A 21,001-nucleotide genomic window follows, 5' to 3' on the forward strand; every position below is an offset into this window, starting at 1 on the left:
AGTGTAAGAAATTGCACTTTCTTTTAAATCAGGCTGGAAGTCGGCGTGACACTTCATCAACTTGTTTTCCATGTCTTCTATAACCCTGAAAACTTCGGTCGATCTAGGGGTCGTCCCAACTCATATAAAATTCGTTGGAGGCCTTGTCCCGAACGAAGCTGGAAAGTTACCTCGAGGTGAGGATGGCCGCCTACTACTCCTCTCTGAGATCGATTACTTAGTAGCAAATGCACCTGTCTCAATAACCACCGTCCAAGTTCCTTTCTTTCCAGGACTAGACCAAGGTGATTGCGATGAACTGTTTGGCGCGATTAATGAAGCCGGTTTAAAACCCTTGCAGATTATGATGGTCGGCGGAGGTAATCCGATGGATCCAGCCGATGAAGACACTGTATGCCCGATGTTGGTGGCCGGCCTTGAAGCTGCAAAGCGTTACGGCATCGAACACGTTTCCTCAACATCCTTGGAAGAATGGATGAAACCAGGCGCAGTGGAACTCACTGGGGAGGCCTTTGAAGCTGCCGTCGTTCAACTCGGGAAATTACACGCCCGAGTAGTTCGCGAAGCCGGAGCGCTCGATAGTTGCATTAAAACCTGGCACATAGAATTTCTTCGTGGAATTGAATTCCAAACGTTCACCGATGTTCGCAAAGGCTGGAAAGCGGTAAGCGCGATGAACGAAGCACTTGGCGAAAACTTCTTTAAGATCATTGTGGATGCAGCCCATTGTGGAGATTCTTCTCTCAGCATGGAAGAGAATGTCGCCGCGATAGAAGAAATTGGCAAAGAAGGCGGAATTAGCATGTTCCACGCTTCCGCCAAGACCACTCGAGGTTGTCTTTCTACCGACGACGGATGGATCGGTCATTTGCTAACAGCCTGTGCAGCCACCGGAAATCTGGAAATCGTTTTGGTCGAATTGTTCCATCATGAGGACGATGCTCTGGCTGGTCTACGTGCTGCAGATCCCGGTCATGGAATCGATACACGGGATGGACGAACCTATTCAGAGTGCACAATCGATGGACTGGTAGATGTTGCCCGGAGGATGAATAACCTGGTGGCTCGTGGGATTTTGAAATCGTAGGATGGGCTTTACGCCATAGCCTTATACACATCCTACCTCTTTGGGGAAAACGACTTTTTTTAGCAGATTTATTGACTGGTCAGTAGTTCAGCAATTGAAGCCGCGAAATAAGAACGCTGTTACAACGAGCAATCTAAGTGTTTGTTCATTTCTGTTTTCTTAATCCCGATCGGCAGAACCAACACCATGATTCTGTTCTCCATGATTTTGTCTTTATAACAGAATAATGGGTACAGAATCATTTTTATTTGAAAATTCCGAAGGAGTGGGGAGTCTGTTCCCGGAAGACCTGGAGTACTAAATGTGGATCACAGCATTGCTAGAAATTAAACTTAACCTTTTTCTATGATCCAGAAATGTTGTCTATAAAGCTAAGGCTTAACGAGCTGATTTCACGGAGGACTTGGAAGCTTGTAGCCGCGGATCAAATTCGAAACGATCGCGGGATAAACCCGCTCCTACAGCTTTAATGTAGAAAGGAGGAGGAATAGTTTGAGTAGGAGGACGATTTTAAAAATTCAGTTCCCCTGAACACTGACACCCGACACCTGCCACACTTTTCAGTAGACCTACCTCAACAAGGTCGATCCGCCATCAATGTCATAGGCGCTGGCGGTAATGAACGAGGCTTCGTCGCTACAAAGGAAAACGGCTAACGCAGCAATCTCCTCCGGTTTACCCATTCTGCCAATCGGTTGAAAGGCGGAAAGTTTTGCGAACATCTCATCTCTATTGTCCGGGTAATTCTTATCCAAATAGGAATCAACAAATGCAGTATGCACCCGCCCCGGGCAGAGACAATTACATCGAATGTTTTCGGCAAGATAATCTTTAGCAACTGACAGGGTCATGGCAAATACCGCACCCTTACTGGCCGAATAAGCAAATCGGTCGCTGATACCAATCTTACTTGCGATGGAAGCCATGTTGAGGATGGCACCTCCACCATTTGCTTTCATTCCTGGAATGGCCGCAAATAAACAATGGTAGGGACCTTTGATATTTACCGCATAGATTTTATCCATCTCTTCAGGAGAAGTAGCCTCCACATTTCCTATGGATGCGATACCTGCGTTATTGACCAAAATGTCAGCGGGGCCCAGTTCATCGAAAAGGACTTTAACCGCAGCGCCATTGGAAACATCCAGAGAATGGAAACTTGCCGTGCCGCCTGATTCGACAATAGAGGAAACCGTTTCCCGGCCCCCCGCTTCATTCAGGTCTAATACAAAAACCTGGGCACCTTCCGCACCAAAACGTTGAGAAATAGCTCGACCGATTCCAGAACCGGCACCGGTTATAAATGCCTTTTTATTTTTAAGTCTAAGATCCATTTTAATTTAAACTTGGGTAATTATGTTTCCTCTTTCAATGATTACTTGTTGGCTTTTGCCAGTTCAGCCTCACGAACTTTTAAGAACTCGTGAGATATTTTAAAGGCATTTTGTTTATCGATCTCATCGTAATCCCAGAACTCTTGAACCACCCTCTCCACTGCCGGGTAATGAGAACCATCATCTCCTACATTCATTCGAAGTTTTGCAAATCGAACTTTAAGCTGATCACGAACGTCTTGGTAGGCCGGATGATCATATACGTTATTGAGTTCTTGAGGGTCACGTTCGAGATCATAAAGCTCCCAACCCGGAGGCGTCCGATAACCACCTTCATAATTGCAGCCATAAAAATAAATGAGTTTATGGTTCTTGGTTCTAATGGCCATCTCACCTGGATTATCGTGGTGGGCCATATGCATCCAATAACGGTAATAGGCCGCATCTTTCCAACCAGCTGGCTCACGACCGGTTTCACAAATTTCACGAAACGATTTTCCTTGAACATTTTTAGGAATCACAGCTCCGGCAAAATCAAGCATCAAGGCGGGGTAATCAACATTCTCGATAATTGCATCGCTGCGAATACCGGAAGGAATGCTCTTCGGATAGCGCACAATAAAGGGCATACGTTGTGATTCATCATAAGCCCAGCGTTTGTCCTGAAAGTCTTTTTCACCTAACCAGAATCCTTGATCGCCCGTGTAAATAATCACGGTGTTATCGAAAAGACCTTCCTGTTTAAGGTAATCGAAAAGTCGCTTGAGGTTATCATCCACCCCCTTCACACAGCGAAGGTATTTTTTTAAATAAGCCTGGTAGGATATGCGTGTGGTTTCGACTTCACTCAATTTGGAAGGATCGTAGTCATCCGGATATTCCTCAGGAAACATTGCAAAGAGATGGGTAGCATAGGAGCGTCGAGGATTGCGGCTTCCAATCGATGTTCCGATATGCGGGGTCAGTTCGTCGTTGTGTCCTCGAGTACCGATCGAACCCCAGGTTTTTGGCACATCGTACAAGGTATCCGGTTCAGGAATTTCAACGTCGGCCAGGTAAGACTGGTAACGCTCAGCATTTTCGAAGTAATCATGAGGTGCCTTAAACTGATGACAGACGAAGAAAGGTTTATTCGGGTCCCGCTCATTTTGAAACCAATCCAGCGTAGCATCCGTAATGACATCGGAAGAATGTTCCCCTTTATGAACCTCGACATTTTCTGGCCAAGGGTTGTCTCCCTGAGTTCTCAACTCGGTATCAAAATATTTGCCCTGCCCTGGGAGCACTTTGTAGTAGTCGAAATTCGGTTCCTCCTTTAAATGCCATTTGCCTATTATAGCCGTTTGATAACCGGCCTTTTTCATTTGAATGGGAAGCATTTGCTTGTCCGGCTTTATGTTTCCATTCAAATCGAACACACCATTAATATGGTTATACTGACCCGTAATGATGCAGGCTCGCGAAGGAGTACAAATCGAGTTGGTATTAAATGCGTTTTCAAACAAAATTCCTTCTTCCGCCAGGGTATCGATTGTTGGCGTTGGATCCAACTGTTTCAATAAAGTCGCATAGGCTCCAATGGCTTGAGCCGTATGATCGTCCGACATGATAAACAAAATATTCGGTTTGTCTGCTGCGATCAAAGAATGAATTGAAAAACCAAAAAGAATGGAGATTTGGAGCAATTGTTTAGGGTTCATTCGGGTAAGTAGGATGAAAATTGAAAGAGATAACAAGCTATCAAATTACAGAATCGGGCTCAATATCTTCGATTCTTCCTTCGACCGTATCCCTTGGAGCTCTTGGTATTAGAAGGTGAGGAGTCTTTGCCGGATCTAAGAAGAGAAATTTGATCACGGAGTAATGCCGCGCGTTCGAACTCCAGGCTCTCTGCCGCCTGAAGCATTTCTATCTCCATTTCGGCAATGACTTGTTTGCGCTCATCCGTTCCGAGCGCTTCAGCAACCAGATTCGATTTTTCTTCCTTCCCTTTGTAAATGAGACTGGACTGGATGCCGCGACGAATACTTGTAGGAATAATCCCATGCTCCGTATTATAAGCCTCCTGCCGTTCTCTTCTGTAAGCAGTCACTTCGATCGTTTTCTGAATGGAGTCATTCATTTTATCCGCATACAAAATGACACGGCCTTTTTCATGACGTGCAGCACGGCCGGCGGTTTGCACCAAGCTGGTGTAATTTCTTAAAAAACCTTCTTTGTCTGCATCCAGGATGGCGACCAAAGCTACTTCCGGAAGATCAAGGCCTTCACGCAAAAGATTTACCCCAACCAAAACATCAAAATCGCCGGACCGAAGACGTCGCAGTATTTCAATACGTTCAACAGCATCGATGTCGGAGTGAAGATACTCAACGCGCACCTTTGCTTCGCGAAAAAACGTGGTCAGATCTTCAGACATGCGTTTGGTTAAGGTCGTTACCAGGACCCGTTCCTTTTGATCGACGGCCAATTTGATTTCTCCAATCAAATCCTCCACCTGCCCCTTGGTGGATCGGAGCTCCATAATGGGATCCAATAAACCGGTTGGTCGTATGATCTGTTCTGCGACTACAGCGGAATTCTGCATTTCAAATGGCCGTGGCGTAGCGGAAACAAACAGAACCTGTTTGGCCAAAGCCATAAACTCTTCCATGCTCATGGGACGATTGTCCATTGCAGACGGCAGGCGAAATCCATGTTCCACCAGGGTGGTTTTACGTGATCGGTCACCTTCATACATTCCACCAATTTGTGGTAACGAAACATGACTCTCATCCAGGATGATCAATAAATCGTCCGGGAAAAAATCAATCAGACAAAACGGACGTTCACCCGCTTTGCGTCCGCTAAACCAGCGCGAATAATTTTCAATACCACTACAAAACCCGAGTTCCTGAAGTTGCTCCAGATCATACTCGGTCCGCATACTGATTCGCTGAGCTTCCAGCAACAACCCTCTAGACTCAAAATAGGCGATACGCGCTTTCAACTCATTTCGAATACCTTCGATCGATCCGTCAATTTTGTCTTTCGTAGTGACGTACTGATTGGCTGGGTACAAGTCGAAATAGTTTAGCGACGCACCTGTGTTACCAGTCAAAGGATCCAACTCTTTAATACTATCAATTTCATCTCCCCAGAACTCAACGCGTATGGCTGTTTCCATATAAGCAGGAAATATATCCACCACATCTCCTCGAACACGGAAATTGCCACGGGTCAGGCTCACATCATTTCGATTATACTGGTTATCCACCATTCGATGAAGTAGCGCGTCCCGACCCAGGTCGTCTCCTACTCTGATAGAAATCATAAGTGCCTTGAAATCTTCAGGAGAACCCAGCCCGTAAATACAAGAAACACTCGCCACCACCAACACATCTTTTCGGCTGATCAACGAGCTCGTTGCCGCAATTCGTAAGCGTTCGATATCGTCGTTAATGGAGGAGTCCTTTTCAATATAAGTATCGGTCGATGGGACGTAAGCCTCTGGCTGGTAGTAGTCATAATAACTCACAAAGTATTCGACCGCGTTGTCCGGGAAAAAGTTTTTAAACTCCGAATAAAGTTGGGCAGCCAGCGTTTTATTGTGAGAAATGATCAAGGTCGGCCGTTGTATCTTTTCGATCACATTGGCCATGGTAAAGGTTTTCCCTGACCCGGTAACCCCAAGCAAGGTTTGGAAACGATTTCCGTCGTTGATAGATTTCACCAAGGCTTCGATCGCTTCAGCCTGATCACCACCCGGGGTGTAGTCGGCGGCCAACTTAAACGGTTTCGGAGTTTCCATTTAGCTATAAAAATCTCAATTCTCTAAGTATCCACAGAGCCGTCTGTATCTATATTTTTGTTGAAGATCTCGATATCAAGCTGTCCTTCCCACTTCCCCACAATGGTTGTTACCATAGCGTCACCCGTAATGTTAACGGAAGTTCGCACCATATCAAGAAGACGATCAATTCCCCAGATGATAGCAATCGCGTCTACCGGCAAACCCAACTGGGTAAGTACAACAGACAACATAATGAGTCCTGCACTCGGAACGCCAGCTGTTCCTACAGAAGCAATAGTAGCGGTAAAAATAACCGTTATTAAGTTTCCGAAGGTTAGATCTATTCCGTAAGCCTGGGCAATAAAGATGGTCGCCGCACCTTGCATGATAGCCGTACCGTCCATGTTGATTGTGGCACCTAATGGAACCGTAAAAGACGCAATAGAGTTATCCACGCCCAGACGATCTTCTACAGCTCTCAAAGTTACCGGAATGGTTGCGTTGCTGCTGGCTGTGCTAAATGCGAATATTTGTGCGTTCCGCATTTTACGCAGGAACATCAGAGGGTTCAATCCAGCTAGAAGTTTCAAAAGCAATGGATAGACAAAGGCCACATGAATGATCAACACCCCCACAACCAGAAAGAAATACTTTGCCAATGGCCAAATCGCATCAAAACCCTGAGTAGCAAAGGTTCTGCTAACCAAACAAAATACACCGTAAGGAGCTAATTCTATCAGAATTAGAACCAGCTTCATAACCACTTCATTAAGATCCTGAAATACTGCGAGCACACGCTTTCCGCGATCGCCCGACATCGTTAGTGCTAATCCAAAGAGCACCGCAAACACGATAATTTGCAACATGTTACCCTGGACCATCGCCTGAAAGGGATTGCTGGGAAACAAGTTGATAATCACTTCTTTTAACGGAGGTGCCTCATCGGGTGTGAAAGTCGAAACGGCTTCTTCTTCCTTTTTCCCGGCAAACTTAAAGAGAGGATCCAGTTTGAGTTGATTGGTAGCGACGTCATTGATAACTGCTTTTACGGCATCCAGTTCGCTTTCCAATAAAATCACCTGCTTCTCAACGAGGGATTTTTCGACCACTTCCTTTTGAATAAACTTCTCAGGATCAATCCCCTTACCCGGATTCACTAAGAGTGCAAAGACCAGAGCCATGGTTATGGCAATAGCCGTAGTCAGTAAGTAAAGACTAACAGCTTTGACTCCAACCGTCCCCACTCTCCGGGCATCGTCGAGGGCAGCCGTTCCGCAGATCAAGGATACCAAAACCAAAGGCACCACCAACATTTTGAGAGCATTTATAAAAATAGTCCCAACAACTCCAAACAACCCTTCTACCAGGTATGGCTTTACCCAGGTTTCATTTGAATAGGATTCATTTAACAGGCTTCCCAGCAGTATGCCCAAAACCATTCCGATAAGAATTTTTGCAGTAAGGGATAGTTTCTTTTTTTTAGACATAAACTGAGAAGATTGGAATTAGGCGCCTGGACGTAATTTATTTAAGGTAAGAAAATTAACTACTGATTACCCGAAGAACACAAAGGAAGAATACATATTCTTTTAACCGGCACTTGGACTTTGTTTATTATGGGAAGCCAGGGACTAAAATAATTCGATGAACTTTTTCGCGTTGAACCCTATAAAATTTTCCAAAATCAAATCGGGTGATTCAGATTCAAGCTCAGTGGCAGCATGTGTCGTGGCAAGAGCGATAGCTTTCATTCCACCGGCTTTGGCGGCTCGCAGTCCAAAGAAGGCATCCTCAAATACTGCACAAGCGGCAGGATCACATCCAATTTGAGCGGCCCCGGTCAGGAATACTTCAGGGTTCGGTTTCCCTTGAGAAACATTCTCTGCACAAATGATCGCTTTAAACAATTCGCCAAACCCTACCAGGCTCAAAATCGTTTCAACATTCTTGCGAGGAGTTGAAGAACCCACCGCACAATTAATCCCCGCCTCATTTAGATCCTGCAGAAACGCCTTGATCCCAGGAATCCTGTCCACGCCTTTTTCGGCTACAATCTCGCGATAAAGTTCTTCTTTCCGATTTCCTAATTGCTCGATTTCGGATGAATCGTCCGACCATTTTAAAATCTCAGGAATAATAACCTGATTCTTTCGGCCAAATCCGCGCTTAAAATGGTCCTCCGGCAACGTCTTTCCAATTTCCCTCGCCAGCATACACCAACTTTCCTCATGCGCCTTTGAGGAATCAATGACCACCCCGTCCCAATCAAACAATGCACCTAGTTTCATTAACGGTACGATTGGTGAGGGTGATTGAGGGTCAAATGAAAACTTGAGATGAAAATTAAGGATAAATGATCCGCACAGTCCTGGATGAGTTTCCCTAAGCCTTTAAAGAACAGCGTTTTAATTCTTTGTTTTAAGAAAATGTCAGGCAAAGGTTCACCCTTGCCTTTTCCAAAAATCTTAACATTCCTCTTCTGCATCTGTTTAAAAAAGCACGTTGCTCGCAAAACAGATATTTAATCTAATAAGAAAAAAGTAAGTTATGAGTACAGGTACAGTAAAGTGGTTCAATGATGAAAAAGGTTTTGGTTTTATTGCTCCGGATGACGGAGGAAAAGACCTATTTGTTCACCATTCAGGAATCAAAACATCCGGTCGTGCATCTTTAGATGAAGGCCAAAAAGTTGAATACGAAGTAGGCGAAGGTCAAAAAGGCCCGTGTGCCGTTGACGTAAGACCCATCTAGTTTCAACACAACCAATAAGTCATTGAGGAAAATGGCTCTTTAATCTGCAAAAGTTTTATCGAGCCTTTAGAACTTTACCGAGCTGAGCCTTTTGCCTTAATCCGCAAATAATTTAGCCGAAGACTTTTAAATCCAAGGAGCTCTACCCGTTAACGGTAGTGCTCTTTGTGTTTCAGGATATAGTTTCGACGAGAGGAAGCAGACTTGTACTCAAGCACGGGGAAATATAATCCGGGTTACGAAAGGTTGAGCGGCTTGGAGACCTTGACTGAAAGCCCCAGAACTAAATTTGGTTTACCCCTATCAAGAATAGGTGTTCAATGAACTTCTTTTCACTCACCAATTAGATAAAATGAAGCCCCTATTCCTTTCCACCATTCTTCTAATGACCGTATTCACCGCCCAGGCAAACGAACCACTCATAGTCGCACACCGTGGGGCTTCCAAGGATGCACCTGAAAATACAATTCCGGCGTTCGAGCTTGCCTGGCAGCAAGGGGCAGATGCGATCGAAGGTGATTTTCATTTAACCAAGGACGGATACATCGTTTGCGTACATGATAAAGATACAAAAACCACTACAGGGAAAAGTTGGCCGGTCCTCGAAAAAACCCTGGACGAAATGCTAACACTCGATGTTGGTAGCCATCACAGCCCTCAATACAAAGGCACCCGAATACCAACCATTGCGGAAGTGTTCGCCACTGTTCCCACCGACAAAATAATCTATATCGAAGTGAAGTGCAGTAAGGTAATCGTTCCATCTTTGATTGAAGAAATCCGGAAATCCGGATTGAAGACCGAACAAATTGTCGTGATCGCATTCGACATGGAAGTTATTCGAGAAATCAAAATACAGGCACCTCAGTTTAAGGCATGCTGGCTTTCTGATTTTAAAGAAAGCAACTCAGGAGAGTTAACACCATCCACCGAAACAACTTTGGAAACATTGCGCGATATCCGGGCCGATGGGTTTAGTTCAACACGCAATCTGGTTAATGCTCCCTACATCAAGAAGATCATTGAGCACGGATTCGAGTATCACGTATGGACTGTTGATGATCCGGAAATCGCAAAACGATTTAAAGACTGGGGTGCGCTCTCGATAACGACAAATAGGCCCGGCTATATTAGAGAACAGCTAAACCAGTAACTTGGTGTGGATTTAACGAAATCTTGCCTGAAGGTTTTATTAGAAACCTCGTGAACGGATCAAACTTTCCATCCTTAAAGTTCGCCGAATAAATCTATCATCATCTGATGGCCACCCTTGTGGCGAATTGGCAGACTGAAGAAAAAGGATGAACCTTGCCCGAGCTCGGATTTCACCCAGATAGTGCCTTCGTGCAGTTGAACAATTTTTCTCGCAATGGCTAATCCGACACCGGTGCCGGGATAATTCTTATGGCTGTGAGTTCGATGAAAAATCTGGAACACCCGTTCCGACTCGCTGGATTCAATTCCGATTCCGTTATCTTTAACTTCAAATACCCACGTCTCGTTGCGTTGCTCAACAGAAATATCGATATTTGGATGTTGAGATGTATTGAATTTCAAGCCGTTCGAAATTAGCTGAACAAACAATTGAATTAATTGATCTTCCAAACCCCAAATGGAAGGTAGTTTTTCAATAGTGATGGTAGCTCCAGATTCCTGTATACTCAGCTTTAGGTCTCGTTCGACAGCATCCAGAACTTCGTTCATCTTTAATTGTTGAAACTTCCCGACATCGATCCCGACACGCGCGTATTCCAACAGATCGTCAATTAAAACTTTCATACGACCAGCGCCCTCTAAGCTGAGCTCAAGGTGCTTTTTCGACTCGTCCGAAAGGGAACCCATGGATTCGTTGAGTGCTTTTAAGTGAGTCTGAACCAAACGAAGCGGCTCGCTCAGATCATGCGAAGCTATCCTGGCAAATTCATCCAACTCTTCATTCGACCGGTTAATTTCAAGTGTTTGGCTTTTCAGCATGCGATCTTTCTCACGGTCGAGCGTGATGTCGTTCACGTAGGCGATTACGTTAACCACCCGACCCCGAATATCCATGATCGGTATCAAAGTATAAGAAAGCTCTTGATTGCTGGTTGGTGTGGAAAACTCCAACTGATCTTTGATCGTCTTACCCGTCTTAAAAACTTGAACAAGATGCACCATGAAAGGTTCGAAAACTCCCACAGGCAGTTTTAGTGACTTCAAGGTTTTCCCAATTATATCAACAGGACGAACTCCAAAATTAGCAGCCCCGGATTGATTGGCGTAAAGGAAACGCCCTTGGCTATCGAACATGTAAACGATGTTCGGTGAAGACGATAATACGATCTCCAAAGTCCTCCCCTGCTGTTGAATCTGTTGGCTTAGTTGGCGCAACTTTTTCTCATAGGCCTTGCGTGAAGTAATATCTGTGGAGATTCCGCACACGGCATAAATTTTTCCGTTCTCATCCTTAATTGGAAACTTCTCCGACAGAAGCGTATGAGTTCCATCGCTCATAGTGACGACCTCCTCAAATTGTCGCGCCTTTCCTTCATTCACGACAATCTCATCGTTCACCGATTTTTGATCGGCTTCAGATTTAGTGAAATAATTGTGGACCGTGTTTCCAATTATAACCGATGGATCCATTCCGACACGTTCACCAAAATTCCGATTCACCAACAAATATTTACCTTCCAAATCCTTCAAATAAATGTCGGCTGGCGAATGATCAATGATTGCCTGCAACATAACTCTATGCGCATCCAGATTACAGAAAAGCGGCGAATCGAGTGAGGCGGCTGTTTCAGGTTTTGGATTATCAGGATGTGGTGGCATAAAGAATCTGTTTCCGGACCAAACTGTGGAAACATCTTTCTACCCATGCAAAAAGAAAATGGTGCCAGATCAAAAAACATGAAGGAATCTGAAAATCGCTCATTTCTTTTTAAAGATGAATTGAAATAAAGAAATGATTGTTTGTCGTAATTGCGTCTTTTGTCCAAAGATTATCGTTTTCTTCAAATCCATTTGAAAAAACCTACTACCTTCAATGTTGCTTTTTATAAAAATCAGACCCTTGGACTTGGAAAGTAATAGTGCCTGTTAAAACCGATGGGCACCCGCATTCATGTATTCGCCGTTGCAGTTGAAGTTTATCAGAACCCCACCTTCTCCTCTGTTTCCTTTGCCGATAATGATTGCAGTAAGTTCGTAGATGCATGGCTTGCCCTGGGAGCAGACCCGATTACCTGCGTAAAACTCCTGGGTTCGAAGGCAACCAAGACGACAATTGAAACGTCGTTAAAACACTTCATCAAAAGCATTGATATCGGTGACACACTGGTGGTTTTCGTTGCCGGACAAATGCTTTCTTTCAACCAGCTAAACCACCTGATTTTGCATGATACTCAGCCCAGCGATATTCGCGAAACCAGTATTTCATTATCCACAGTCTTAAAAGAGATAGGCGTTCGCAAAAATGGCAGAACGGTCATCTTCATCGACCCCAGCCGATGCGATCTTCCGAACGAAGAAAACCTCGAATCAGAAGTCTCCAGTTTTTCAGGAGAAGAGTTGAGTCTTTTTTGCCAGCAAACAGAAAACCAAGCAGCTTTCATATCCTGTAGGGATAACGAATCATCGTGGTCTAATCGAACCCTTCGTCACGGTATTTGGTCCTGTAGTCTAATAAACGCCCTTTCAGGAAATGCGCAGGAAGCAGTGGGAAAAGACAAGCTACTGACTGACGAATCTCTGGGAGAATATTTGGCCGAAGAAGTTCCTCGCCTATTAAGACTGACGCGTACCGGTACTGAGACTCAAACACCGATCTGGTTCGGCAATCCGATGAAACCGGTACTATTGGCTGACCTCACTTCAATCACTTCGAAAAAGAGAGCCAACGTATTGGGACTTGGAAGCGCTTTAAAGGACACTTCCTTACGCGGTGAAAAGCTTGGGCTTGTGAGAAGCTTAAGTGGTTTTCAAAAAGGCCATCATGTTCCCCAGGGACATTTCAGCTCCGCCGAAGCATTTGTAAAACGAGCCGGCTACGAAGAAGTAAAAACTCAAGCGGAAGCCATTTATGAAAACATTCGCACACATCTAGGTTACCGGAGAAAGAACCTGAACTTTGCATGCGATCAGGATGCAGCCACGATCAAGACGCCCGATTTCGATGTTAACCTGTCAATTTCACAAAATCCAGATGACACAACAGGGTATATAATCACCACAGAAATAGGCGTTATTCGTCGACAAGAAGTATTCCTGGAAGACGCATTCAGCGAAGCATTTTCAAACTACTGCGACACCGTGGTAATCGAGTTTTCTGGCAAGATCAACATTGAGGAAAAAATCGACGCCATTGAAAACATTCCAGAACTCGAAGCTCATTTGAAATACGAAGCAGACTTATCCTCACTCACGCTGGATATCCCAAAGCCCAGTCTCCGCATTCATATGGCGGATAATTGCATAACGCTTTCAATGCCAGGGTCTGGGAATTTAAAAGCCTTATTAACCAACATCCAGAGCGCACTGAGCACCATAAAGGATACGGGAATTCAACTATTGTCACCGGTGTAAACCGCGATCCAAAGAAACCAGATCAAGACCAATCTCGAATGCGCACTTCGACATTGAGGTCGGAACCAACTTGAGCTTTGAAGTCGTCAAGGTTCGAAAAAGTACCATCCTGATTTCGAAAGTGATACGGGTAAACTACTTTGGGCTGAAACTCACGAACCGCGCTGGCGGCCTGAGTAACACTCATAGTAAACGGAAGGTTCATACAAAGGAAGGCGACGTCGATATTGGATAAAGCTCTCATCTCCGGAACACCTTCCGTATCACCTGCCATAAACAGGCGCTTGCCGCCCAAGGCTAGAACATAACTATTTCCTTCACCTCGCGTGTGACGGTCATTGTAGGCAGGAATCGCTTCTATATTCATTCCCAACACAGTGGTCATTTCGCCATTTGGCAAGGAGATGGAGATGGCCTGAAGTGCTGCGGTCATGCGATTGAAAACATCCGGTGGTGCTACAATAACGGTCCCATCCATTTTGACAGCATCGAGTGTGGCGTTACTGAAATGGTCGCTGTGCCGATGAGAAACCAGAACAAGGTTTGCTCTCGGAAATTCCGAATAGAGGATTGCCGCACCAACCGGGTCATTGTAGATCATCAGATTGTTCCAATTGATCACAAAAGATGCATGGTTAACCGGATGAATGACTGCCTCTCCTTGACTCGTAGACAAGTGATCTCCGGTGAGAACACTTGCATTTGTAATAACCGCAGCTCGGTAAAAGCGAGAGTCAATTCCAGGTAGAGTGTTATCAACAAATACGTCGTCACCTATACTTTGAAAAGTGATCAGCCCATTCCACTGAGTTAGATTGGATGAAGTATCAATACGCACGTATTGCTCACCTGGAACATTGAGCTCCAGTTGAATCTTGCCCGTAACTTGCCTTTGAATACCTGAGAATGCAGGAATAATCTGCGCATCCACCATTGATATTTCACAAAGCAGAATTAGCACGATACTTAATCTTACCCAATTAAGGTAATCGGAAGACCTCATAGCTCTCAATTCCATTGAATCTCAAGGATGTGGTCAAGGTATCATCCTTCAAAATTATTAGAGAACGAAAGCACTCAGTTAGATCTTTGTATTGACGCATACATTCAGGGAATCGAATGATTGGCATCTTATTTATGTTTGTGAAAACTGAAAATCATTCGCGTAAAACAAGTAGGCCATTCAAACGCATCCCACGGCATAATGATTATTTCTCATAAACATAAATTTATTTTTATCAAAACTGAGAAAACAGCCGGGACGAGCATAGAGATTGCTCTTTCAAAATATTGTGGACCTCAGGATATCATTACACCCATTAGTCCGGAGGACGAAGCAATCAGACAGCAGCTGGGGTTTCCAGGGCCACAGAACTACAAAATCCCCTTAGGCGACTACTCCAGAAGAGATCTAATGGAGGCCATTTATTACAGAAGAAGGCTCGAATTCATGAACCATGTGAGTGCAGTATTTATCAGACGATATATAAAAACTACCGCTTGGGATTCCTACTACAAATTTTGTTTTGAAAGAAACCCTTGGGATAAAGTCGTATCCTGGTATTACTATCGATTTCCAACAGAACCTCGCCAATCAATTTCAAGCTTTATTCAATCATCCAGCGCAAACCACATTCGTGGATTTGAACTCTATTCATCGGTGTCAAACATCGTTGTAGATAAAGTATTTCGATTTGAAGAATTGACAGAAGCCATGATAGAGATTGGTGAAAAATTCAATTTCGGGGAAACCCCTTACTTGCCAAAAACCAAAACAGGATTCAGAAAAGATAAGCGTACTTATCGTGAGCTTTTAACAGAGAACGATAGGGATAAAATTTCAAAAGCGTTTGCTCGGGAAATTGCCTATTTTGATTACAAATGGTAACTCATTATTGTCGGGCAAGGTCACTCCTTCATTCAATTCGCAACAAACCCAAAATAACTGATTTTATATATTTGGGCTTAAAACACCGGCTAAAAAACTATCGTGTTTTAAGTTACGCCATAGAGTCTAGGTAAGATGGTTACTATTTGTTCCTGTTTGGCATTTATGGGGTTCGTTGCCTGGTATTCCTGGCGTAAGACTCGAGGCAAAGTTTCGTCAGCCAATGGCTACTTTCTCGCAGGCAATGGACTTACAGGCTTGTTTATCGGAGGGTCCTTGCTGTTGACGAATATTTCTACTGAACAGCTGATTGGTCAAAACGGACTTACCTATTCAGGGAACATGACAGCTTTGGCGTGGGAAGTCTGGGCTGTTCGTGGAATCATAGTACTAGCCGTACTTTTCCTTCCCATGTATTTGGGTGGAGCTTTTGCAACCATCCCTTCTTTCATTAAGTCTCGATACGGAGATGGAACCCAACGCCTGGTAGTCGGACTCATGATGTTTGGCTACCTATTTGTTACGGCACCTTCTGTCCTCTACGGCGGATCGTTGGCTTTAATGAAAACATTGAATGTCGAAGGGATGACAGGCCTCACCCAAACGCAGTCTCTGTGGGCGGTAACGTGGCTCATTGGTACCATAGGAGCGGTATATGCTATAACTGGAGGTCTCCGCGCAGTGGCAGTTTCAGACACCCTAAATGGTATCGGTTTATTGGTCGTAGGTTGCTTGATACCGGTTTTTGGACTTATAGCTTTGGGCAAGAAACTCGGGGGAGGCGTAACGGAAGCATTTTATGAAATAACCACCACTCATACCGAAAAACTCAACGCGATTGGTACCGGCCATGAATTGGATGCAATCCCGATATCGGCTGTTTTCACCGGGCTCATGGTAATGGCTGTGTTTTACTGGAGCGCGAATCAATTTATAATTCAACGAGCATTGGGAGCAGCAAGCCTGGCGGAAGGTCAGAAAGGACTTCTACTTGCTGGATTTTTCAAAATGATTATCCCCTTCGTTGCGTTGTTTCCCGGATTGCTCGCTTATCATCTTATCGGATCTGATCTTGAACCAACCGACATGGCCTACCCTGCATTGGTGGCCGAAACCTTACCTGCCCCGTTACTCGGTTTGTTTATTGCCGTTCTTCTTGGGGCAGTTTTCTCGACCTATAATTCGCTCTTAAATTCAACGGCGACGATGTTTGCTTTGGATATTTTCAAGCCGTTAATAAACCAAAATGCCGACGATCATAAACTGATTAAAGTATCGAAAATTTTTGCGATTATCAGTGCCTTGGTTACCATGGCAATCGCCCCTAATTTGGCCAATGCTCCGGACGGCATTTTTATATTTATAGCAAAGTTCACTGGCTTCATAGCTATTCCCATGGTTTGCCTGGTTGTCCTTGGGTTATTTGCCCGGAAGCTTCGAATTCCACCAGCAGCTGCCCAATTCATTTTTCTTTTTCATATTGTGGTTTATTTTTTCCTCGTTTGGGGCCTTGCAATGATGGATATCGAAATCCCCATCCATTGGATGCATGTTTTCTCAATATTGTTTATTGCAGAGGCAGGGATTCTTATTCTTTGGTCCCTCATTAAGCCCCATAACAAAACCTACAGTTATCAACATGCGCCGAAGGTAGAAATGATTCCTTGGAAATTTAGCATGCTCGTTAGCGCAATGTTGATCTCTTGTGCATCCCTCAGCTATGTAATATTTTCTAAAATCGGCTTCGCTTATGCAAACGCAATGGTCGCACCCACATTTTGGATTTATTTCACCCTGGCGATTTTTGTTTGTGTTGGGCTTTGCTCATGGGCCCATACCTGGCTACAAAAAAGATACGAAACTTATATCAAATCACGCTACTAGCACTTGGGCGGACTAACGAAGCAAAGAGAACTTTAATCCTTTTCAACGAATGGATCGTGGATAGCTTTGGTGATACAAATCTATACAGCATGAAATATACCCTAATACTGGGTTTACTCCTAACCAGTTCATTGTGGAGCCAACAAAAAAGCGATTTTGGAATACGACACTCGGTTGTCATCAGCGGTCCAAAGACCTTTGAATTTAACGAACAAGACGAAATTACGTGGCAGTATGATGATCGATCCAAAGATATCACCAAGCTGTCGAATGGAAATTACCTGATCACCTACCCCAAACGAGTTATTGAATTAACACCGGCCAAGGAAATCATCTGGACCTATACGCAAACGGTTAATTCCGAAATCATGAGCGCTCAGCGTCTGCCAAACGGGAAAACCCTCGTGACCGAGTTAGGCGAATCTCCCAGACTCGTTGAGGTCGATTCAGCAGGGAAAGTCACGGCTGCCATTCCTCTTCAACCAGAAACAGACAATATTCATATGCAGACACGTATGGCTAGAAAACTGGATAATGGTAACTACCTGGTGCCTCACCGAATCATGCCGTTTGTAAAGGAATATGATAACAAAGGAAAGGTAGTTCACACATTTCGAGTGGACCTTCCAGAGCTGGGCGGCCCTGCAGCCCAAAACGGAACTTTCGCCGCCAGTCGGCTTGATGATGGTTCGACAGTTATTACCTGCGCCTCAGGAAATCGCATGGTGGTGTTCGATAAAAAAGGGAAACTGGTCTGGCATCTATCAACCGACGAATTGGGGGGAATTTTCCAGGATGTCTGCGGCTTACAGGTTTTAAAAAGTGGAAACTTCCTGGTCTCTTGTTATGGAAACCAGTCCGAGGATGGATTGAAAATGATTGAGGTGAACCGCGATAAACAAATCGTTTGGACCTACCAAAACCCTGACGTGAAATATGTTCACAATCTTCAGGTTTTAACAACCAACGGAGTCGGCGAGTAATTTTGAACCATCGGTTAGTTTCGATTTTGTTACCCTTTAAATGAAATCATCCAATGTCCTCTTTTTCATGTCGGATCAACACGCCCGCGACATCATCGACTGCTACGGAAACTCGTACCTGTGTAAATCTGCGTTATCTGTGGTTGGCATTCAGTTCTCCAACACTGGCTGGTTAAGTTTTGGGTTCATTTTGTGATTCCGAGAGCTTTTTTCATTTCTGGTGAATTCTTTGGTTTTTCTTTTTTCACCTCTTTTCTAATCGTCCTGATTTCCCATTCGGTTCCGTTTTCAATTCCATCTTCTATTCGTTTCCATTCGTTGACATCCGATTTGTTTGGGGCTCGAAACTTGTAGCCCATAGAGATCATTTCCTTCCCACAGAGCCATGAATGGGAGCCATGAATGGGGTCGATGTTCATATTTCATATTCATAAAAATTTGCCCTATCTTTCTCAGTAGAAAAGTGAATGAAGTTATACAAATAAATCACATCACTCTACCAAGAACAATCTTAAAAAATTAGCGGGAATGGGGAAAGAAGTATTCATAGAAATCATAAATATGATATATGAACATTGACCCTTTTCGCTTTTGTCCTTGTGGCTACGCCATAAAGTTTTGCAAGATCAGCATCAAGATTTGAAGGGCTCTCACGGAGAGCACGGAGCTGACTCTAATAACCTAACCCATCCCTACTGTGCGTCTCTGCGGCCTTGCACGAGTTAATCTTGTGTATGGTTGCTCAAAAAAAGTTTCGTCACGCGTTCGACTCACGCCAGCCCTCGTACTCCTGCATTATGCGTTTTCGCGAGATGCGGGGCTGGAGGGATGCGCGGGCGCGGAAAGTATAGTCGGTGGCAACTTCGTAGTCGGGAATGATGAATTGAAAATCCCAGGCGGGATTGGTGGTCTGCCGTTCCGCATTGAGCCCACCGCCGCTCGGGGAATGGGTAAGCCGGATACCTTCGTGGCGATCGAACATAACCGCCCAGGTGAGGTCATCAAAATGGCTGTAGAAAAACGGTAAGTGATAACGCAGGGGTGAGATGTTCTTGTAGAGCGTGTCGCGCGAACCTTCCTCCCACTGAAGTTGAAAATCGTCGTCTTTATGGCGAACGGTACTCTTGTCGTTGTGCTGCTGGGTGACGAGCTGCTGCCAGGTCGGATTCTCCCCTTCCAGTCCTCCCCAGAAATACATACTCTTGTCAAGGGGCGCATTGATATAACTGGCCCAGAATAACCCGATGTATCCGTAGTTAAATGCATGCTGAGTGGCCCGACACGTGAAAGTCATATCAATGTAGTGCGGCGCGACGAGCTGGAAGCGTGTCCAGCTAACCAGGTGGAAGGTCGGTGTGGGGAGCTGATACAGCTCGAAAGTGTCTTCGGCGATTTTCTTCAATTCCATGGGTGCGACCCGGGGTTCGAAAAAGACATCACGATTGTCCTCCCCTGCTCCGCTGAAGATGTGCTCTAAATTCAGGCCCGCGTATTTCTCGACGAAGAGGCTGCGCTTACTTGTCCGGTGCCGCAGGCTGGCGATCCCGTTGTAGCCGGCCCGGTGCTCACCGTGCTCAGCGTTGTCAACAATGGTGGCAGTCAGGTCACCGACGGAGATTGTTTGTTTGGGCATGGAGGTATCCTGAAGGAGGAACCCATGGTTTAACAGTTAATAGTTTTGAGGGATTACGACCTTAAGAATGGATCAGAACTACGATTAAGATCATGATCAGGATCAAGATTCGATGGGCTCTCACGGAGGCACGGAGCTAAACAGTGGTGAAGGCTCGACCAGGATTAAGATTAAGATCAGGATTTGAAATACAAGGTCTCTCACGGAGGCACAGGGAGCATGGAGCTGACTCTGAAACTTAGTTAATCCCTACTTTGCGTCTATGCGGCTTTGCGCGAGTTAATTGCAGTGGAACGTGACTCTCGGCGGGTTGGAGGGGGCCAACAGCTTAGCTTTCGTGGAAAGCTTGGCTACTCCCAACAGCTTTTTTACCCCACAGGGGATGAGCCCGCGTGATTAATGGTAGTCTACGATCTCTACTTTTTCAGGTCCGGCGTTAGTCCAAACAAAACAGATTCGGTATTGCTGATTTATGCGGATGGAGTGTTGCCCTTGACCGTCACCTTTAAGGGCTTCCAGGTGATTGCCGGGAGGAAATCTTAAATCTTCCAGGGCTACGGCCGCTTTCAGCTGAATTAACTTTCGAGTAATTTAGCTTTCAGCAGGTGCAAGCAATGTAGTATTTCAACAAAATATTTTTTTCAATCAATTCCAAAGCCGAATGTCTTGTTGTTCGGTTTGCTCGCACCTTCAGACCGACATGCCGAATGTTCCTCATTCTTATCTCAGTCACGCACAGCAGGTGCGCTCCTTTACCATTCATCCGTCAATACCGACATCTCAATTCTGTTAAACCAAAATTAGGCCTGGGCGAAGAATGGCTTGGTACTTCCGCGACTTCTCGGAGGCCCAAAGATTCTCCGTTTCCTTCTCGCTAAAAGACTGAATCATGCTTCATAGGAACCACCCGATTCAGCGACGGCTTCATAGGGCTTGATATGGGAGGTTAATGCAGAGGCATCTTTCAGGGCACTGCGGACATCGCACTCCGTTTGGATGTTCAACCAGAAACGGGGACTTTGTTTGAAATAGGTACCTAGTACCATGTAACACATAAAGTTTCGTATAGACAGGCTTCTGAGATTGCGCCATGTTTGAGTCAT

Annotated in this window: 17 protein-coding genes and 1 pseudogene; 7 read left to right on the top strand and 11 right to left on the bottom strand. The window is 44.9% G+C overall.

The window, feature by feature from the left end:
* Nucleotides 1-70: 70 nt before the first annotated feature.
* Nucleotides 71-1,087, top strand: a complete 1,017-nt coding sequence (locus O3C43_04955; GenBank protein ID MDA1065832.1) for a hypothetical protein — start codon at nt 71-73, stop codon at nt 1,085-1,087.
* A 569-nt stretch (nt 1,088-1,656) separates the two neighbouring features.
* Here the strand turns inward: O3C43_04955 and O3C43_04960 are convergent.
* From O3C43_04960 to O3C43_04980, 5 genes are all read right to left on the bottom strand, one after another.
* Entirely contained in the window at nt 1,657-2,421 is a 765-nt protein-coding gene (locus O3C43_04960; protein ID MDA1065833.1) for an SDR family oxidoreductase, read from the bottom strand.
* A gap of 41 nt (nt 2,422-2,462) precedes the next feature.
* A complete protein-coding gene (locus tag O3C43_04965) occupies nt 2,463-4,121 on the bottom strand; it encodes a sulfatase (GenBank protein ID MDA1065834.1) in 1,659 nt (552 codons plus the stop codon).
* 59 nt (nt 4,122-4,180) lie between these two features.
* Complete coding sequence (gene uvrB / locus O3C43_04970; protein ID MDA1065835.1) at nt 4,181-6,211, bottom strand: excinuclease ABC subunit UvrB; 2,031 nt, start codon at nt 6,209-6,211, stop codon at nt 4,181-4,183.
* Nucleotides 6,212-6,234: 23 nt separating this feature from the next.
* Complete coding sequence (locus tag O3C43_04975) at nt 6,235-7,680, bottom strand: dicarboxylate/amino acid:cation symporter (GenBank protein ID MDA1065836.1); 1,446 nt, start codon at nt 7,678-7,680, stop codon at nt 6,235-6,237.
* A gap of 144 nt (nt 7,681-7,824) precedes the next feature.
* Entirely contained in the window at nt 7,825-8,481 is a 657-nt protein-coding gene (locus O3C43_04980; GenBank protein ID MDA1065837.1) for an HAD family phosphatase, read from the bottom strand.
* Between the two features lie 259 nt (nt 8,482-8,740).
* On the opposite strand from O3C43_04980, the gene O3C43_04985 reads away from it, so the two are divergent.
* Both O3C43_04985 and O3C43_04990 read left to right on the top strand, forming a co-directional pair.
* Complete coding sequence (locus tag O3C43_04985; GenBank protein MDA1065838.1) at nt 8,741-8,944, top strand: cold-shock protein; 204 nt, start codon at nt 8,741-8,743, stop codon at nt 8,942-8,944.
* Between the two features lie 352 nt (nt 8,945-9,296).
* Complete coding sequence (locus O3C43_04990; protein ID MDA1065839.1) at nt 9,297-10,097, top strand: glycerophosphodiester phosphodiesterase; 801 nt, start codon at nt 9,297-9,299, stop codon at nt 10,095-10,097.
* 74 nt (nt 10,098-10,171) lie between these two features.
* Here the strand turns inward: O3C43_04990 and O3C43_04995 are convergent, their stop codons facing one another.
* Nucleotides 10,172-11,758 carry a PAS domain-containing protein gene (locus O3C43_04995; GenBank protein ID MDA1065840.1) on the bottom strand — a complete coding sequence of 529 codons (1,587 nt, stop codon included), beginning with the start codon at nt 11,756-11,758 and terminating at the stop codon, nt 10,172-10,174.
* Nucleotides 11,759-12,034: 276 nt separating this feature from the next.
* Here O3C43_04995 and O3C43_05000 point away from each other — a divergent pair, with 276 nt between their 5' ends.
* Complete coding sequence (locus O3C43_05000; GenBank protein MDA1065841.1) at nt 12,035-13,510, top strand: hypothetical protein; 1,476 nt, start codon at nt 12,035-12,037, stop codon at nt 13,508-13,510.
* Between the two features lie 22 nt (nt 13,511-13,532).
* Here O3C43_05000 and O3C43_05005 read toward each other — a convergent pair whose 3' ends face one another.
* A complete protein-coding gene (locus O3C43_05005; GenBank protein ID MDA1065842.1) occupies nt 13,533-14,513 on the bottom strand; it encodes an MBL fold metallo-hydrolase in 981 nt (326 codons plus the stop codon).
* A 201-nt stretch (nt 14,514-14,714) separates the two neighbouring features.
* Between O3C43_05005 and O3C43_05010 the strand changes: the two genes are divergently transcribed.
* The 3 genes from O3C43_05010 to O3C43_05020 all read left to right on the top strand — a co-directional run bounded on the left by O3C43_05010 (nt 14,715) and on the right by O3C43_05020 (nt 18,265).
* Nucleotides 14,715-15,398 carry a sulfotransferase family 2 domain-containing protein gene (locus O3C43_05010; protein ID MDA1065843.1) on the top strand — a complete coding sequence of 228 codons (684 nt, stop codon included), beginning with the start codon at nt 14,715-14,717 and terminating at the stop codon, nt 15,396-15,398.
* Between the two features lie 135 nt (nt 15,399-15,533).
* Nucleotides 15,534-17,282: a solute:sodium symporter family transporter gene (locus tag O3C43_05015; protein MDA1065844.1), complete on the top strand. Its 1,749-nt coding sequence runs from the start codon at nt 15,534-15,536 to the stop codon at nt 17,280-17,282.
* 89 nt (nt 17,283-17,371) lie between these two features.
* Nucleotides 17,372-18,265 carry a hypothetical protein gene (locus O3C43_05020; GenBank protein ID MDA1065845.1) on the top strand — a complete coding sequence of 298 codons (894 nt, stop codon included), beginning with the start codon at nt 17,372-17,374 and terminating at the stop codon, nt 18,263-18,265.
* A gap of 185 nt (nt 18,266-18,450) precedes the next feature.
* On the opposite strand, the gene O3C43_05025 is transcribed toward O3C43_05020, so the two are convergent.
* The 4 genes and pseudogenes from O3C43_05025 to O3C43_05040 form a co-directional block, all read right to left on the bottom strand.
* Nucleotides 18,451-18,684, bottom strand: a complete 234-nt coding sequence (locus tag O3C43_05025) for a hypothetical protein (protein ID MDA1065846.1) — start codon at nt 18,682-18,684, stop codon at nt 18,451-18,453.
* 338 nt (nt 18,685-19,022) lie between these two features.
* Entirely contained in the window at nt 19,023-19,898 is an 876-nt protein-coding gene (locus O3C43_05030; protein MDA1065847.1) for a hypothetical protein, read from the bottom strand.
* 396 nt (nt 19,899-20,294) lie between these two features.
* Nucleotides 20,295-20,483: pseudogene (locus O3C43_05035) on the bottom strand (type II toxin-antitoxin system RelE/ParE family toxin).
* Nucleotides 20,484-20,785: 302 nt separating this feature from the next.
* On the bottom strand, nt 20,786-21,001 hold a 216-nt coding region (locus O3C43_05040), incomplete at its 5' end, for a hypothetical protein (GenBank protein ID MDA1065848.1).

The organism is Verrucomicrobiota bacterium (genome assembly GCA_027622555.1).
In the GTDB taxonomy this organism is placed as follows: domain Bacteria; phylum Verrucomicrobiota; class Verrucomicrobiia; order Opitutales; family UBA2995; genus UBA2995.

Excerpts from the sequence above, each read along its gene's own strand:
- O3C43_05025 (MDA1065846.1), bottom strand. The coding sequence starts at position 18,684 with ATGAACATCGACCCCATTCATGGCTCCCATTCATGGCTCTGTGGGAAG.
- O3C43_05030 (MDA1065847.1), bottom strand. The coding sequence starts at position 19,898 with ATGCCCAAACAAACAATCTCCGTCGGTGACCTGACTGCCACCATTGTT.
- uvrB (MDA1065835.1), bottom strand. The coding sequence starts at position 6,211 with ATGGAAACTCCGAAACCGTTTAAGTTGGCCGCCGACTACACCCCGGGT.
- O3C43_05020 (MDA1065845.1), top strand. The coding sequence starts at position 17,372 with ATGAAATATACCCTAATACTGGGTTTACTCCTAACCAGTTCATTGTGG.
- O3C43_04980 (MDA1065837.1), bottom strand. The coding sequence starts at position 8,481 with ATGAAACTAGGTGCATTGTTTGATTGGGACGGGGTGGTCATTGATTCC.
- O3C43_04975 (MDA1065836.1), bottom strand. The coding sequence starts at position 7,680 with ATGTCTAAAAAAAAGAAACTATCCCTTACTGCAAAAATTCTTATCGGA.
- O3C43_04990 (MDA1065839.1), top strand. The coding sequence starts at position 9,297 with ATGAAGCCCCTATTCCTTTCCACCATTCTTCTAATGACCGTATTCACC.
- O3C43_04955 (MDA1065832.1), top strand. The coding sequence starts at position 71 with ATGTCTTCTATAACCCTGAAAACTTCGGTCGATCTAGGGGTCGTCCCA.
- O3C43_04995 (MDA1065840.1), bottom strand. The coding sequence starts at position 11,758 with ATGCCACCACATCCTGATAATCCAAAACCTGAAACAGCCGCCTCACTC.
- O3C43_04960 (MDA1065833.1), bottom strand. The coding sequence starts at position 2,421 with ATGGATCTTAGACTTAAAAATAAAAAGGCATTTATAACCGGTGCCGGT.
- O3C43_05005 (MDA1065842.1), bottom strand. The coding sequence starts at position 14,513 with ATGAGGTCTTCCGATTACCTTAATTGGGTAAGATTAAGTATCGTGCTA.
- O3C43_05000 (MDA1065841.1), top strand. The coding sequence starts at position 12,035 with ATGGGCACCCGCATTCATGTATTCGCCGTTGCAGTTGAAGTTTATCAG.
- O3C43_05015 (MDA1065844.1), top strand. The coding sequence starts at position 15,534 with ATGGTTACTATTTGTTCCTGTTTGGCATTTATGGGGTTCGTTGCCTGG.
- O3C43_05010 (MDA1065843.1), top strand. The coding sequence starts at position 14,715 with ATGATTATTTCTCATAAACATAAATTTATTTTTATCAAAACTGAGAAA.
- O3C43_04965 (MDA1065834.1), bottom strand. The coding sequence starts at position 4,121 with ATGAACCCTAAACAATTGCTCCAAATCTCCATTCTTTTTGGTTTTTCA.
- O3C43_04985 (MDA1065838.1), top strand. The coding sequence starts at position 8,741 with ATGAGTACAGGTACAGTAAAGTGGTTCAATGATGAAAAAGGTTTTGGT.